Here is a 15,492-nt window from a genome sequence, read left to right on the forward strand (position 1 = left end):
GCCTTCCTGGTCGATCCCACCGGACGACAACCGGTGGGTCGCGGAACGGGGCTGTCCCGCTCCCCGAGCGTCCACCCGGGCCGGCCGCGCACCGGCCTCCCCGTCCGGGAAACCCCTCCAACGGCCCACACGAAGCAACCCGTTTGGCGGCATGCAACCCGGCTCCGCGCTCCCCGCGGGCGACCGCGACGGGGCGAACACCGCGCGGCACGCCCGGACATGGGCCGCCGGGGGACGTACACCCCCGAAAGACCGTCTGAGCAGGGCTACTTGCGGAGGGCCTCCGGGGAGACGCCGACGGTCTCCTCCGCGGCGACGCGGCCGGCGCCCGCCGCCGCCCGGCGCTTGGCGGCCGGGGAGGACGGGGCGCCGCAGAACACCGGGTCGAGGGCGGTTCGTTCGGCGGCGAAGACATCGCCGTTGTTGGAGGCGTTCGCCGCGATCGTCACCTGCCGGGACCCGTCCTTCGTGGTGTACGAGTAGCTCTGGTAGCCCTCCAGGATGCCGTCGTGGCCGTAAACCCGCGTGCCGCAGGACAGGGTGTACGCGCGCATGCCGAGGCCGTAGGAAGACGTGCCGGTGGCGTCCACCGGGACCACGGCCTCCATCTCGGCGAGTTGCTCCTCCGGCAGCAGCGCGCCCGCGGTCAGTGCCCGCCAGTACGTGTTGAGGTCCGCGGTGCTGGAGATGGCCGCACCCGCGCTCCAGATCCAGGACGCGGTCTGCGCCGTCGCGTCGAACAGCGGCTTGGAGCGGTCGTCCTGGGTGAGGTAGCCGATGGCGTGCCGGCCGCCGATGTCCGTGCGGGGGACGACGAAACGGGTGTCGTGCATCCCGAGCGGGCGCAGGATCCGCTCGTTGAGGACCGTCGCGAAGGGCTTGCCCGTGATGTGCTCGACGAGCATGCCCAGCACCACGAAGTTGGTGTTGGAATACTGGTACTTGCTGCCCGGGGTGAATTGCGGGCCGTGGGAGAGCGCGCCCGCCACCAGGTCGCCCGGGGCGTACGTCTTGTACCGGAACTGCTGGTAGCCGGTCACCGTGTCGCCCACGAGGATGCCGGGCAGGTCGTTGCTGTAGTCGTACAGCCCGCTGGTGTGGTTGAGCAGGTCCCGCACGGTGATCGGGGAGCCGGCCGGCAGCACACCGGCGGGCAGTTGGCCGGCGGCGGGGGCGTCGAGTTCGACCCGGTGCTGCGCGACGAGTTGCAGCGCGAGCACGGCGGTGAAGTTCTTGGTGATGCTGCCGATCCTGAACTGTCCCTTCGGGTCGATCGGCGCCCCGGTCGCGAGGTCGCCGGTGCCCACGCCGACCGTGCCGCTGTGGCCGTCGCGGTCGCTGACGAGGGCGTAGGCGCCGGGCGCGCCCGCGGCGACCACGCTGTTCAGCGCCTGCCGCAGTCCCGCGTAGTCAGGGGCCGGGGCGGCTGCCGCGGGGGCGGCGCTCGCCGTGCCCGCGGCGGGCAGAGCGACGGCCGCAGCCGCGAGGGCGGCCGCGGCGACAAGGGTGCGGCGCTTGGTGGCGGGGGAACGGTAGGTCAAGGCGGGACTCCAGTGCAGTGCCGATACGGGCGGTCTGGCCGTGACAGCCGTGAACCGCTACTCCTTCAACCTCCCGACGCGCCCGCCGGGTTGCCCCGGGCCGGCAAAGGCCCGCCGTCTACGCGGCCGGGCGCGAGGGGCGCGGCAGCGGCGTCCCGTCGACGTACAGGCCGACGTGCTCGTTGTAGAACGCGACCATGCCGGCGACGCGGTCGATGGCGGCCGTCGGGAAGTCGTACCCCCAGGCGATGTCCTCGTGGGTGGCGGCGGCGCTGTCGAACGACCAGTAGCCGCTGGTCGTCCCCTTGTACGGGCAGCGGGTCACCGTGTCGGAGCGGCGCAGCCGGGTCCAGTCGACATGCGTGCGGTCGAGGTAGTAGCGGGTCGGCAGACCGGTCTCGAACACCTTGACGCAGTACGGGGCGTCCGCCAGGACGGTCCCGTCCACCTCCACGCGGACGCTGCTGGACGAACGCAGCGCGTCCACCCGCGAATACGGGCTCCTCGGGTGGACGAAGACCTGCTCGTCCTCCTCGTACCAGGAGTCCAGCGCCTCCCACTCGAACCGGACGGTGCCGTGCAGCGGCTCCGGGGCGGCGTCCTCCCACACCCATGCCGCGCCCTCACGGACATCGGATCCGACCTTGAGGCTGTGGCGCCGCGCGGGTCCGGCGCCGCGCATGTCGGTGTGGCCCTCGTCGATGAGCACGCCGTCGGCCAGGTCCCCGACCGGGATGCTGAACTGGGGGTAGGGGGGCCACTCCCACACGTACAACGCGCGCCGGGTGTCGAAGACGACGCGCCCGCCGACCGTCCCCCGGATACGCCGGGGCACCGGCTCGACATGCCCGGCCGGCACGATCGCGCCCGGGTACCGCACACTCTCGTCCGCCATCGCCAGCACCTCGGTCCACTCGTTCTCCTTGCGCCCCCGCGACGTCCGGCCGGTCGAAACGATACGCCCGCCGGGATTCGGGATCACACCTTTTCCGGCGGAATGTCCATGGGTGTTCCGCCGCTGACGTGTTCTCACCACACGCCGTCGGCCCTGCTCCGGGGCGGGTTCCCCACAGCCCGTCGGTCACCCCGGACACGGCTTTCCGGCCAATGCGCAGCGACTGATGGACGCACTGCTACGTGCCCATTACTCTCAGGACCCCTCATCGGACCACGAACTCGGAGGTACGTCGATGAAGACACCCATCAGACGGCGTGTCGCGGGCTTACTGGCCACGGCCGCCGCGGTATCGGGCGCGGCCCTGGTGGCACCGACACAGGCGCACGCGGCCTGGGGCACGACGTACAACCTGTCGATCCAGGTCACCTACCGCTCCTCCACCGGCAGCACGTCCCAGCTCGGCCGGGCCGACGGCTGGGTGCAGTTGGACGACGGCGGCAACTCGTTCCGCTACTCCCTGACCGTGTGCCGCCAGTCCGGCTACACCACGCCGGACCTCCAGGTCGCGGTGAACGCCGGCTGGGTCGGCTCGACCTGGCAGCAGACCGACCTGGAGTACATCACGCTGCCCGGCACCTCGACGGTCACGCCGACCGCGCCCTGCTACGGCGACACCAACACGGTCACCGGCGAGGACACGTACGCCAACTTCTCCAACGTCGAGTTCGTCCTCTACGGCGACACCTACACCTCCACCGGCTACACCACCGTGAGCCAGAAGTACGTGGGCAACAACCCGTACTGACCCGGCGCGGGGCCTGCGGCGGTGACGCGCGCACAGGCGGCGGCCCGCTCCTTCCGGCTCCGGGAGCGGGTCAGCCGAAAGTACGGCGGTAGGTGTGGGGGGCTGACGCCGGTGGTGCGCTTGAAGCGGTCGCGGAAGGCGGTGGGTGAGCCGAAGCCGACCTGGGCGCCGATGCGCTCGACGGAGTGCCCGGTGGTCTCCAGGAGGTGCTGGGCCTGGCGGACACGGGCGCGGTGGAGCCATTGCCCTTCCGCTCCGCACCCCGGAAAAGCGATCAGGCCATGACGCCTTCCCGGCCCGCGCCGTTCGCCGGAGCGATGGCATAGGCAATGACCGGGGCAATGGCGTGGGCAATTAGTCCGCGAACCCTTGCCTCGCCGACTGTTCAGGGGTTATGTTCCTGCCGACAGGTGATGAGTGTCAGCGTTCGGCCCTGGCCTGCTGACCGGCAACCCTCCTCCGCGGCGGGGTGCTCCAGGTGAACACCCGGCCGTGCCGCAGGGGCCCGGCAAGCGCGAGACCGGCGAGCAGACGCTCGCCGCCAAGTGGAGGTGCGGCGATGGGTGAGCGGCGGACGTCGCGGCCCGGACGTGGCAGCGCCTTGCAGGCCTTCCGCAGCAGCAGCCGTCGCCATATCGACCTGCAGCGCGTCGCCGCCGCACTCTGTCCGGGACTGCCCACCAGCTGCTGACGACGTGCCGTCCCCCCTGGTGAGGGGCCTGCCGTCGCCGGACCGGGCCTGACAGCGGCTTCGGCTTCGGCGCGGCAGGCGCGGTACGTGCGGCACGCTCGGTACGTGCAGCACGCTCGGCAGGTGCGGCAGGTGCGGCACGTGCGGGAGACAGCCGGCGCGTGACCTCGGCGTCGGCCCGGCATATCGCTCCGTCGCCCATTCCGGAATCCTGTGCCCCGCGCGTCACAGTGCGCCCAGGCGTGCCCAGCCGTATTCCGCACACCTCCCGTACGCCCCCGCACGCCTTCCGCGTGCAATTCGCCGTCTCGATTCTTTGCACCCCGAACGCACATGTGGCCGATGGCGTCCACCTGGCTACGGGACATTTCTCGCCGACCGGAAAACCGGTCGCGCGAGCATTTCACCGACGCATTCCCCAGTGGCTGAGGCCTGCCCACAATCCCACACGCCCAAAAGCGGAACAGGACGCCCGAACCATGAGTGATGACAACCCGCAGACGCCGCACACGCCGCAGCCCGGCGGTGCGACGCCCGACCCCTCGCAGCCCGGCCTCGTCGACGCGAACGTCGACCTCGACGCCGCCGAGGGCGTCTCCCGGCGCCGTGCGCTCACCCTCGGCGCCGTCGGCGTGGGTGTCGCGGCAGCCGCGGGCCTGGGCAGCTGGGCCTTCATCAGGAGCGACAAGAAGGACAGCAGCAAAGCCGACGGCCTGACCGTCACCAAGTCGTGGGCCGACAGGAAGCTGACCGTGACCGCCCCCAGCGGCGTGTGCGACGCCCCGCTGGTCGTCGCGTACGAGAACGGCTTCTTCCGGGACGCCGGGCTGAACGTCGTCCTGAAGAAGACCGGCACCGACGAGGACGCCACCGCGGCCGTCGGCTCCGGCAAGTACATCGCGACCAACGGGATCTTCTTCAACTTCCTCGGCCCGATCTACAACGGCACGCCCGTCAAGCTGTCCGGCGGGCTGCACCACGGCTGCCTCGACCTCTACGCCCGCAACGACGGCTCGGTGCCGACCGTGGCCTCGCTGCGGGGCAAGAAGATCGGGGTGAGCAGCCTCCAGGGCTCGGCGACCAACTTCTTCTCCCTGGACCTGCTCGACGCCGGCATCAACTCCAGCCCGGCGGCCAAGCAGGTCACCTGGGTGGTCATCGAGCAGGACCTGCTGCCGAAGGCCCTCCAGGACAGGAAGGTCGACGCCATCGCGACCGCGGGCGGCTTCCTGCCGATCATCGAGGGGGTCAAGGCGGGCTGGGCCAGGGAACTCTCGGACAACCGCAGCATCAGCCGCAACTCCGCCTATCCCTGCTGCGCGGTCGCCCTGAACGGGACCTTCGTCAGCCAGGACCCGGTCACCGCCGCCAGGCTCGTGAACGCGTGGGCGCGGGGCTCGCGTTGGGCGGGGGCGAACCTCCAGGCCACGGCCGAGATCGAGTCCGCCAAGCACCACGTGCCGGACACGGCGGCGAACATCCTGCCGGTGCTCCAGACGCTCACCTTCGACCCGTCGCCCAAGAACCTCCAGGAGCAACTGGAGCCCGGCATCGCCAAGTTCATCCACACCGGTTTCCTCCCCGCCACCACCGACGCCAAGGCGCTCGCCGACAAGGTCTTCGTCAACCTTGGTCTCAACTTCTGAGGAAGACCATGGACTTCAGCACGCTCACCGCGGATCCGGCCGCGCCGGATCCGGACAAGGCGCCGGACAAGGCACCGGCTCCCACCCCGACGACCGTCCAGGGCGCGGCGCGTATCCACGCGGCCCTGGAGAAGGTCACCCATCCCGTACGGGTCAACCCGATCCTCATCAGCGCCGGCATCCTCGGCTGGACCGCCTTCAGCGTGGTGACCAAGGCCGTGCACGACAGCCCGCGGCTGCCGCTGCGCGACGCCGCCTCCGTCCGCGGCACCACGGATTTCACCACGGCCGTCGGTGTGGCCGTCGCCGGGACCGCCGCGGTGCTCTGGGCGCTCAGCGGCGTCCGCGGGCGCCTCGGCGCCCGCGCGGCGGCCCGCGTCGCGCACGGTTCCGCCTGGCTGTTCGGCTCGGCCCTCTGGGCGATCTTCTGGGAGACCTCCACCGCCAAGACGCAGACGCTCTCGACCCCCTACTTCGCCGCTCCCCAGGAGATCCTCGACCACTTGTGGAGCGACAAGCGGATCCTCGCCGAGAGCCTCGGCAATTCGCTCAAGCTGCTCGCGCTCGGCTTCGTCCTCGGCCTGCTCGCCGGTCTGGTCACCGGCGTGGTGATCGGCTGGTGGCAGCAGGCCAACTACTGGGTGCACCCGATCCTGATGTTCCTCGGGCCGGTGCCGACGCTCGCCTGGGTGCCGGTCATCTTCGTCCTCTTCCCCAGCTCCTACAGCGGCGCCGTGTTCCTGATCGCGGTCAGCGTGTGGTTCCCGATCACGGTGCTGACCCGGGCCGGCATCGTGAGCATTCCCCGCTCGTACTACGACGTCACCCAGACGCTGGGCGCGAAGAGCTGGTTCCTGATGCTGCGGGTGAGCCTGCCGGCGGCGCTGCCGAGCATCTTCACCGGCGCCTTCATGGCACTCGGCTCGTCCTTCGTGAGCCTCACGGTGGCCGAGAACTTCGGGGTGAACTCCGGACTCGGCTGGTATCTGAACTGGCAGAAGAGCTGGGGCGACTTCCCCGGCCTGTACGCGGGCATCGTCGTCCTGGTGGTCGTCTGCGGTGTCCTGCTGACCCTGTTGTTCCGCCTGCGCAGCTGGGTGCTGCGCTGGGAGAAGGAGCTGACCCGATGGTGACCCACGCGGGTGCCGCGATCGACATACGCAACGTCACCCAGGCGTTCCGGCACGGCAACGACGACCTTCCCGTCCTCGACGACGTCTCCCTGTCGGTCGAGCCCGGTGAATTCATCGCGCTCGTCGGCCCGAGCGGTTCGGGCAAGTCGACGCTGATCCGGCTGCTCGCGGGGCTCGACAGACCGCTGTTCGGCTCGGTGCGGGTCGACGGCGGGCCCGTGACGGCCCCGGACCCGAGCCGCGCGCTCGTCTTCCAGGACCCGACGCTGCTGCCGTGGCGCACGGTCCGCGGCAATGTCGCGATCGGCCCGCAGGCACGGCGGGCCCACGCCGGGGCGAAGGCCCGGATCGACGACGCCCTGGCGCTGGTCGGTCTGACCGACTTCGCCGACGCCTGGCCCGCCCAGCTCTCCGGCGGCATGGCGCAACGGGCCGCGCTGGCCCGGGCGCTGGTCAACGACCCGTCCGTCCTGCTCCTCGACGAACCGCTCGGCAAGCTCGACGCCCTGACCCGCCGTGTCCTGCAAGGCGAGCTGCTGCGGTTGTGGCAGGAGCGGGGCTTCACGGCGGTGCTCATCACCCACGACGTCAGCGAGGCGCTCGTCCTGGCCGACCGCCTGGTCGTGCTGTCCCCCCGTCCGGCCCGCATCCGCGAGGTCGTCGAGGTCGGGCTCGACCGCCCCCGCGACCAGTCCGCTCCGGAGTTCGTCGGCCTGCGGACGCGGATCCTCGCGCTGCTGGACGAAGAGGCCACGACGCCACCGGACGAACTCCAGGAAACCCACTGACCACCCCAACGGAATCAGGCACCATGTCCCACCACGCGAAGACCCTCGTCATGACCGTGTCCGCCGCCGCAGCCCTGCTGCTCGGCCTGGCGGCACCGGCAAGCGCGCACGTCACCGTGACGTCGTCCAGCACCGAGGGCGGCGGCAGCGCCGTGCTGACCTTCACGGTGCCCGACGAATCGGCGACGGCGCACACGGTCGGGCTGACCGTACGGCTGCCGACCGCCACTCCGCTCACGTCCGTCCTCAGCGCGCCCGTCCCCGGCTGGACCGTCGACCTCACCCGGACCACGCTCGCCACGCCGTCGAAGGACGACGACGGCAACACCATCACCTCGGCCGTCACGCAGGTCACCTGGACGGCCACCGCCGGCGGGCTGGCACCGGGCCAGTTCGGCGAGTTCTCGCTTGCGGTCGGCCCGCTGCCGGCCACCGGCACGCTCTACCTGCCGGCCGTCCAGCGCTATTCGGACGGCACGCAGGTGAACTGGGTCCAGCAGGCGCAGGGTTCGGCCGAACCCGAGCATCCGGCGCCGAGCGTGGCCATCACGCCGGCCGGGGCGGCGGGCGGCGCCAAGGCCGCCTCCGAGGAGGGCTCCGGGGACGGCTGGGGCATCGGCCTGGGCGCCGCGGGCATCGTCCTGGCGCTGGCGGCGGGCGCCGTGGGCGGCGCGGCACTGACCCGCGCGCGGCGCCCCGCGGTCCAGCCGCCGGTGGACAGCGGTGCGGGCCTGACCCGCACCCCCTCGTGACCCGCCGGTGGGGCCGGCGATGCGCGCTCACGCTCCTCGCCCTGCTCGGCATACTGGCCGGGCTGGCCCTCACGGCCCCGCCCGCCTCGGCGCACGCCTACGTGGTCGCGACGACCCCGTCGAACGGCACGCAGGTGGGGACGGCGCCGGCCCGGATCGAGGTCAGCTTCGACGAGCCGGTCACGCTGGCCTCGGCCAAGGGGTCCGCGAGCGTCCTCGACGCGGCGGGCAGGGCGGTGGACACCGGTTCCGTACGCCTCACCGGCGGCCGGCGCACCCTGGTCATCGGGATACGCCCGGGGATCGCCAAGGGCTCCTACATCGCCAGCTGGTCCGTCGTCTCCGCCGACACCCACCCGGTGGGCGGGTCGATCCAGTTCGGATACGGCGTCCCCGCGGTCGCGGTCACCGCGCCGCCGTCCGAACAGCCCAGCGCGGAGCTGGAGTTGGTCGTCGGCGCCGCCAAGGGCCTGCTCTATCTCGGTCTTGTCGCCGCCTTCGGCCTGCTGCCCGCCGGGCTGGTGCTCGGCGCCGACCCGGACGAGCGCCGCGTCCTGTGGCGCGCCGCCCGGACCGGCGCCGGGCTCTCGGTCCTCGCCTCGCTCCTGCAAGTGGTGGCGCAGTACCTGTGGGACGCCTCCGCCGTCCCGGGCGGCGCCACATGGGCCGGCCTCGGCACTTTCGCCGGGTCGGCCTACGCCGAAGCGGTGTTCGTCCGCGTCGGCCTGCTCGCGGCGGCCCTCGCCGTACTCCCGCCGCCGCGGGCCGCCCTGGGCGGCCGGCGGGTGCCGGGCGCGTGGTGGGCCGTCGAGGGGGCACTCGCCCTCGCGGTGCTCGGCAGCGTCGTCCACAACGGCCATGGCGGCAGCGGCGCCTGGTGGTATTTCGGCACCACGCTGCTCCACGTCTCGGCCGTGGTGGCCTGGCTCGGCGGGCTGGCCGTCCTCGGCTGGCTCGTGCTGCGCCGCCGCCTGTCGCTGCGACGGCTCGCGCGGCTCCCGCTCTGGTCGCGCTACGCCGCCACCAGCGTCGGGCTGCTCGCGCTCGCCGGTGTGATCCAGGGGGTCGTCCAGGTGCGCTGTCCCGCCGCCCTGGTCAGCACCACCTACGGCGGCATCCTCATCGTCAAGCTCGTACTCGTCGCGGCGGCGCTGCTGCTGGCGTTGCGGGGCAACCGCTGGATCGGCCGCCAGCTCGCACGGCGGGGTGAATACGGTGCGGACGGCCTTGTCGCGCCCGGGGAGACGGCCCGGCTGCGTACCCGCGTCAGGGCCGAGGCGGGGATCGGCGCGGCGATCGTCGTCGTCGCGGGGGTGCTGTCCTCGGCCGCGCCGGCCGCCACCGCCTACGACCCCACCCGTGTCGTCCATGCGACGATCGGCCCGTATGCCGTCACGATCGAGGTCGCGCCGACCCGGCGCGGCCCGCAGAGCTTCCGTATCACCGCCGAGGGCGCCACCGACGCCACCGCGCCCACGCGGTCGGTCCAGCTCGACCTCGGCCGTGCCGCCGGTACGGTCCGGGCCCTGCCGGTCAGCTTCCCCTACCGGCTGCCCGGCCCGATCCGGGCCGGAAGGGCCACCGCGTTCACGTTCGTCAGCTCCTCGGTCAACGTCCCCGGCGCGGGCACCTGGACCGGAACACTCACGCTCGTCGCCGGCGCGACCGAGCAGTACACCGACGCCTTCCACTACCGGGTCCTCTGAGCTGCCCCGCGCCGCCGGCCCGACCACATGAGGAGATCCCGTGGCCAGATACGAATCCGTCCTCGAGTCCATCGGCGGAACCCCGCTGATCCGCCTGACCCGGGTCGCCGAGGGCCTGCTCCCGCGCATCTACGTCAAGCCGGAGTGGCAGAATCCGGGCGGCAGCGTGAAGGACCGGGCGGCCCTCGCGATGCTGCGCAGGGCCGAGGCGGACGGCTCGCTGCGCCCGGGCGGCACCGTGGTCGAGGTGACCAGCGGGAACACCGGCATCGGGCTGGCGATCGCGGCAGCCCACCTCGGCTACCGGGCGGTGATCTTCACCAGCTCCGTGATCGCCCAGGAGAAGCGGGACCAGCTCGCGGCCTACGGCGCCGAACTGCGCCTGGTCGACGCCTTCGTGCCCCGGGCCCACCCCGACAGCCTGCCGTCGCAGGGCGAGCGGTACGCCGCCGAGACGCCGGGCGCCTGGCTCGCGCAGCAGTACGACAACCCGGCCAACCCGGCGGCCCACTACGCGAGTACCGGCCCCGAGATCTGGGACGACACCGACGGCGCGGTCACCCACTTCGTCGCCACGGTCGGCACCGGCGGAACGATCTCGGGAACCGGCCGCTATCTGAAGGAGGTCAGCGGCGGCCGGGTCCGGGTGATCGGCGCGGACCCCATCACCTCGAAATACTCCGGCGGCGACGGCAGCCAGAAGTACATCGAGGGCGCGGGCCACTTCGTCCACCCCGAGACCACGCTCGACGAGTGGCCGCGGGCGCTCGACCTCGACGTCATCGACGACTACGTCCCGGTCGAGGACCAGCGCGCGATCGACGCCATCCGGGGCCTGGCCCGCACCGAGGGCATCCTCGCGGGTGGCTCGTCGGGAGTCGCGCTGGCGGCGGCGTTCCAGATCGCCGGGCGACTCACCGCGGACGACACCGTCGTCGTCCTGCTGCCCGACTCGGGCCGGACGTACCTCTCGACGTACTACAACGACAGCTGGCTCGCGGCCGGCGGCTTCACCGCGCCGGGGAGCCCGGCGCGGGCCGAGGGACCGGCCGTAGGCGACTACGCGACCGCGACGCCGCTGGTCGAGCGGGACGAGAGCGTCGCCGAGGCCGTACGGCGGCTGGCGGCCGACGGTGTCGCGGACGACGACGCCGTCCTGGTGGCGCATCCGCGCGCCGGGCGCGTCCTCGCCCCGCACCCCTCCGACATCGTCGGCTGGACCACGCCGGCCCGGCTGCGCGGCGCGGCGGCGGTCGCCGAGACGGTCCGGCCCGTCGGACCGCGGCTGGGCATCGGCCTCGCGCTCACCGATCCCGCCGTCACAGCCTGGGACGGGACCGAGGGCGCCCTCGCGCTGGTGCTCGACCGCGGCCGGGTGACCGGCACGGTGACCTGGCGGGCGCTGCACCGCGAGCCGGTGCACGCGCTGCCCGAGCAGGCGGTATGACGGCTCGGGCGGCCGACAGCCCTGACCCATTCACACGGCAGATCGCAGGGAGATCGCGTCATGTCCGGTAAACCGTCACCCACTCTGCACGTCTCCGAGCAGGAGCGCGCCGCGATCGGCGCCCTGCTGCGCTTCCCCCTGATCGCGGCGGTCAACGGCCGCCGCTCGCGCCGCTTTCCGGTCGGCGGCAGCATCCCCGCGGGCGAACTCGCCTTCACCAGCGCCAAACCGGTGCAGCCGCTGAGCGAGGTGGAGCGCGCCCTCGTCCTGGCCATGGTCACGGGGGTGACGGGATGGAACTTCGGCATCTCCCACCACCCCGGCTACGCACCCGCCCTGCCCAACTACCCGGGCACGGCCGGCGGCAGGACCTTCCCGTCGGCCGCCGGATTCCACACGACCGAGTTCTTCTTCACCGACGATTCCGGCACCTACTTCCTCTCCAGCCGCGACGCGGCGCCCGGCGGCGAGGTGGCGGACGACGGCGACGGCATCGACGTGGACGCGTGGCTGGGCGCCACCGTGGCCCGCTACCGCAAGCTCTCGCCCCAGCGCGTCTGGCTGCCGCGCGAGGAGCCCTATCTGGAGGGGCACAACACCTGGATCGCCAACCATCCGGGCTCGCTGCTGGTCATCCCGGTCGCGGATCTCGCCCAGCACCTGATCGCCAACCTCGCGTTCTTCCTCCAGAACGGCTACGGCGTCTACGACGACGTCAACCAGCGGCCGATTCCCGGCGGTGACGACTCCTCGCTGCGCCACGCGGGCGACCCGTTCCCGCTGTCGTTCGTGGAGCAGTACACCCTGGCCGAGGCCAGCGCGGAGCTGATCACCAGCGTCTACAACGGCCACCTGCTGCTGGGCGCCCTCGGTCTGGGCGGCTGGACCTTCGACGGGATCGACCGGCTCTCGGTGCTCGGCGCGTCCGGCGACCCCGCGGTGCCCGGGCTGGGCTTCCACGTCGAGCACGACGACCGGTGGGCGCTGCCCAACCCGACCGGGCTGCCCGGGGTCTTCGAGACCCTGGCACGCCCCCATGTCAGGGACGCGGCCGAGGCGGTGGAGCGCTTCGCCGAGCGCAGGTCCGGCGCCGGCGGCCCGCTGAATGCCGCCACTCCCGGGCCCTGGCGCGACACACCCCGGGTACGCGCCTCGGCGGCGCCCTACGACGCGCGCTTCCTGCGCCTGCTGACCGGCCAGGTGCGCTACATCGACGAGACCTTCGGCAAGATCCCCGGAACGGTGCCGACCGTGCAGATCCTCAACTACCTCCAGGCCCAGCACCTCGACACCGACTTCTACGACCACCACTTCACCCCCGGCGCCTACCTCCCGACCCACGGCGCCCACGAATCCACCTGGCACTGACCGATCGCGCCCCGGCGGGCGGACGGGAAGAGGATCGCCGGGGCGGACTTCGTCCGGCCGTTCCCCCGGCCGGTGGGCATACGGTTCCCCCTCCGTGCGCCGGTGTTCCCCGGAACGTGGGGTCCGGGACACGGTTGTCCTCGTGACACGGTCACCGCGGGGGCGCGGAACCGCCGGGTCGGCGGACCGCGCCGTGCGGACCCCCGAAAGGTCGGTGTTCGGTACGATTCGCTCCGGGGAGGTGGGCCATGGTCCTCGGGGACGTCGATGTCGTCGGGCACGCGCCGGTGGCGCATGTCGTGGCGGCGACGGACGCGGCGGATGTCCCGGAGCCGGGTGGCGATGGCGGAGCGTGAGGCGCTGGTCGTCACCACCTCGGTCTACGACGACCCGCGCTGGAACCGGCTGTACGCCCCCGGCCACGACGGCAGCGCGCTCGGCGACGTCCTCGCGGACCAGGACATCGGCGGATTCACCGTCCACCACGTCGTCGATCAGCCCGCCCATGTGGTCCGGCGCAGGATCGACACCTTCCTCGCCCGCCGCGGGACCACCGACGAACTGCTGCTCTACTTCTCCTGCCACGGCGTCAAGGACGACGACGGGCGGCTGTATCTGGCCGCCGCCGACACGGAGTTCGACCGGGACCTGCTCGAATCCACCGCGGTCTCCGCGGCCTTCCTCAACGGCCGGCTGAACAACTGCCGGGCGCGCAACAAGCTGCTGCTGCTCGACTGCTGCTACAGCGGGGCTTTCGACCCGCGCGCGAAGGGGCTTCCGTCGGCCGGCATCGCCGAGCACCTCGGGAGAACCGGCACCGCCGTCATCACGTCCACCAACGAGCTCCAGCTCGCGTGGGAAGGAGACCGGCTCACCGACCGCGGCGGGAACGCCGCGACGATGTCGGTGTTCACCTCCGTGGTCGTGGAGGGCCTGCGCACCGGGAAGGCCGACCGGGACGCGGACGGCCGGGTCTGCGTCGACGACCTGTTCCACTACGCCAGTGACGCCATGGCCGCCAGGGGAGCCAGGCAGACCCCCCGGCGCTGGGTGCTGGGGAGCGAGGCCTCGATGGTCGTCGCCCGGAGCGCGGCGGCCGGGACGCGGCCGGTCGCCGCGCCCGCACCGCACGTGTCCGTACCGCCGATGCCGCCGCGCGACCGGCGGGCGTACGAGATCCACGCCGGTGTCTCGGCCGCGGCCGACGCGATCCGCGGCACGGTGGGTCCGGTGCGGCGCTTCGCGGTGATCCAGACCGCCGACGGCACCCTGTTGCGTACTGCCGACTCCGCCGCCGCGGTCCGCGCGCTCACCCCCGCGACGGCCTGGGCCGGGCTCGGCCTGGACCTGGCGCGGGATCTGGTGACACGGATGCGCGCGCAGTCCTGCGACGGAGCGGCCGGCGCGGTCCTCGTCCTGGAGAGCCTGCTGCGGTCGCTGCGGCCCGCGCTGGCCGCGGGGACGCACCCGGCGCTGCTGGCCAGGGGCATCGAAACGGTGACCGGGGCCGCGGGTTCCGGCCTGCTGCCGCTGGCACGGGAGGTGCAGTCCGCGCTGGACCTCCGGCAGATCGGCACCACCGTCACCGGTGATCCGCAGGTCGGCGGCATCGTCTCCCAGGCCCTGGACAAGGTCGGCCGCGAAGGCGTCGTGAAAGTCGAAGCGGGCACCATCCCCGGTCTCAGCCTCAGGGTCGAGGAGGACCTGCGGCTGGACTGCCCGCGCCTGCTGCCGCCCTCGCGGACGGGAGAGCCGGCCGGCGGCATCGTCCTGGAGCGGCCCTATCTCGCGCTGTGCGACTTCCGCCTGCCGTCGCCGACGGCGCTGAAGCCTCTTCTCGACGTCGTGGACGCCTCGGGCCGCCCGCTCCTCGTGCTCGCCCACGGCAGCGTGCACGATGTACTGCCGTCCGGGACCGGCAGCGGGGTCCAGGCGGTGGTCGCCGCCGCCGGCACGGAGACCCTCCGGGACGTGGCGGCCTGGACCGGCGCCGCGGTCCTCGCGGACGAGGCGGCGCTGCGCTCCGCCGACCTGGAGTCCCTCGGCACCGCGCGCAGGGCGGTGGCCGCGCCGTCCTCGCTGGCGCTCACCGACGGCACGGGCCACCTCGCCGCCATGACGAGCCGCATCGACGTCATCCGCGCCCTGATCGAGAACGCCCCCTCGGAAGCGGAGCGCACACGGCAGCGCGAGCGTCTGGCCCGGTTCGCCGGCGGGCTCGCCGTGGTGTGGGTCGGCGCGGCGAACGAGAGCGCGCTGCGCGAACGCGCAGCCCTCGTCCAGACCGCTGTCCTGGTCTGCCGGGCCGCCGTCGACGGCGGCATGCTCCCGGGCGCGGCGGCGGCCCTCGCGCAGGTGGGCCGGCACCTCGACGCGGGTTTCCGCGGCGCGCCTCCCCATGTCCGCACGCTCGCCGCCGCCCTGGGCAAGGCGCTGACCGTTCCGCTGCTGACCGTCGCGGCGAACGCGGGCGAGGCGGATCCGGCCACGATCGCCGACCGCCTCGCCGCCGTCTGGCCCGGGTCCACCTACGACGCCGTCTCCGGCTCGTTCCAGGAGACGGGTACGGCCGGGGTGTGGGACCCCTTCTCCGTACAGGTCGGCCTGCTCCAGGCGGTCGGTGACGCGGCCCGCGAATACCTCGCGATGGTCTAGGACGCCGCCCGGGCCCGACGGCACGGTAGGCGTACGCCCACAGCGGGTAGGGAACAGACAAC

Annotated in this window: 12 protein-coding genes, 1 pseudogene and 1 riboswitch; of the genes and pseudogenes, 10 read left to right on the forward strand and 3 right to left on the reverse strand. The window is 72.8% G+C overall.

Translation table 11 applies throughout. The features are described 5' to 3' along the window. Positions 1-266: 266 nt before the first annotated feature. Together OHA86_RS04155 and OHA86_RS04160 are read right to left on the reverse strand one after the other, a co-directional pair. Positions 267-1,541 (reverse strand): serine hydrolase domain-containing protein, encoded by a 1,275-nt coding sequence (locus OHA86_RS04155; protein ID WP_329172581.1) that lies wholly within the window; start codon positions 1,539-1,541, stop codon positions 267-269. 118 nt (positions 1,542-1,659) lie between these two features. Then, positions 1,660-2,436 carry a DUF427 domain-containing protein gene (locus tag OHA86_RS04160; RefSeq protein ID WP_329172582.1) on the reverse strand — a complete coding sequence of 259 codons (777 nt, stop codon included), beginning with the start codon at positions 2,434-2,436 and terminating at the stop codon, positions 1,660-1,662. Between the two features lie 295 nt (positions 2,437-2,731). Here OHA86_RS04160 and OHA86_RS04165 point away from each other — a divergent pair, with 295 nt between their 5' ends. Next, the gene (locus OHA86_RS04165; protein ID WP_329172583.1) at positions 2,732-3,244 is read left to right on the forward strand and encodes a hypothetical protein; all 513 of its coding nucleotides are present in this window, start codon (positions 2,732-2,734) and stop codon (positions 3,242-3,244) included. 70 nt (positions 3,245-3,314) lie between these two features. Here the strand turns inward: OHA86_RS04165 and OHA86_RS04170 are convergent. After that, a pseudogene (locus OHA86_RS04170) lies at positions 3,315-3,489 on the reverse strand (helix-turn-helix domain-containing protein); the annotation flags it as partial. 164 nt (positions 3,490-3,653) lie between these two features. After that, positions 3,654-3,765: riboswitch (SAM riboswitch) on the forward strand. Between the two features lie 38 nt (positions 3,766-3,803). On the opposite strand from OHA86_RS04170, the gene OHA86_RS35995 reads away from it, so the two are divergent. The 9 genes from OHA86_RS35995 to OHA86_RS04210 all read left to right on the forward strand — a co-directional run bounded on the left by OHA86_RS35995 (position 3,804) and on the right by OHA86_RS04210 (position 15,430). After that, entirely contained in the window at positions 3,804-3,935 is a 132-nt protein-coding gene (locus tag OHA86_RS35995) for a putative leader peptide (protein ID WP_443071627.1), read from the forward strand. Between the two features lie 479 nt (positions 3,936-4,414). Further along, the gene (locus OHA86_RS04175) at positions 4,415-5,581 is read left to right on the forward strand and encodes an ABC transporter substrate-binding protein (protein WP_329172585.1); all 1,167 of its coding nucleotides are present in this window, start codon (positions 4,415-4,417) and stop codon (positions 5,579-5,581) included. An 8-nt stretch (positions 5,582-5,589) separates the two neighbouring features. Continuing rightward, a complete protein-coding gene (locus OHA86_RS04180; protein ID WP_329172587.1) occupies positions 5,590-6,714 on the forward strand; it encodes an ABC transporter permease in 1,125 nt (374 codons plus the stop codon). Beyond that, the gene (locus OHA86_RS04185; protein WP_329172589.1) at positions 6,708-7,502 is read left to right on the forward strand and encodes an ABC transporter ATP-binding protein; all 795 of its coding nucleotides are present in this window, start codon (positions 6,708-6,710) and stop codon (positions 7,500-7,502) included. The genes OHA86_RS04180 and OHA86_RS04185 overlap by 7 nt, the downstream gene beginning before the upstream one ends. A gap of 23 nt (positions 7,503-7,525) precedes the next feature. Continuing rightward, positions 7,526-8,254, forward strand: coding sequence for a YcnI family protein (locus tag OHA86_RS04190; RefSeq protein ID WP_329172591.1), 729 nt, complete (start codon positions 7,526-7,528; stop codon positions 8,252-8,254). Beyond that, positions 8,251-9,960 (forward strand): copper resistance CopC/CopD family protein, encoded by a 1,710-nt coding sequence (locus OHA86_RS04195; RefSeq protein WP_329172592.1) that lies wholly within the window; start codon positions 8,251-8,253, stop codon positions 9,958-9,960. The genes OHA86_RS04190 and OHA86_RS04195 overlap by 4 nt, the downstream gene beginning before the upstream one ends. 40 nt (positions 9,961-10,000) lie before the next feature. Further along, a complete protein-coding gene (locus OHA86_RS04200; protein WP_329172593.1) occupies positions 10,001-11,407 on the forward strand; it encodes a PLP-dependent cysteine synthase family protein in 1,407 nt (468 codons plus the stop codon). Between the two features lie 60 nt (positions 11,408-11,467). Next, complete coding sequence (locus tag OHA86_RS04205; RefSeq protein WP_329172594.1) at positions 11,468-12,775, forward strand: hypothetical protein; 1,308 nt, start codon at positions 11,468-11,470, stop codon at positions 12,773-12,775. Between the two features lie 342 nt (positions 12,776-13,117). Then, on the forward strand, positions 13,118-15,430 hold the full coding sequence (locus OHA86_RS04210; protein ID WP_329172595.1) for a caspase, EACC1-associated type: 2,313 nt from the start codon (positions 13,118-13,120) through the stop codon (positions 15,428-15,430). Positions 15,431-15,492 lie beyond the last annotated feature (62 nt).

This window comes from Streptomyces sp. NBC_01477, assembly GCF_036227245.1.
In the GTDB taxonomy this organism is placed as follows: Bacteria; Actinomycetota; Actinomycetes; order Streptomycetales; family Streptomycetaceae; genus Actinacidiphila.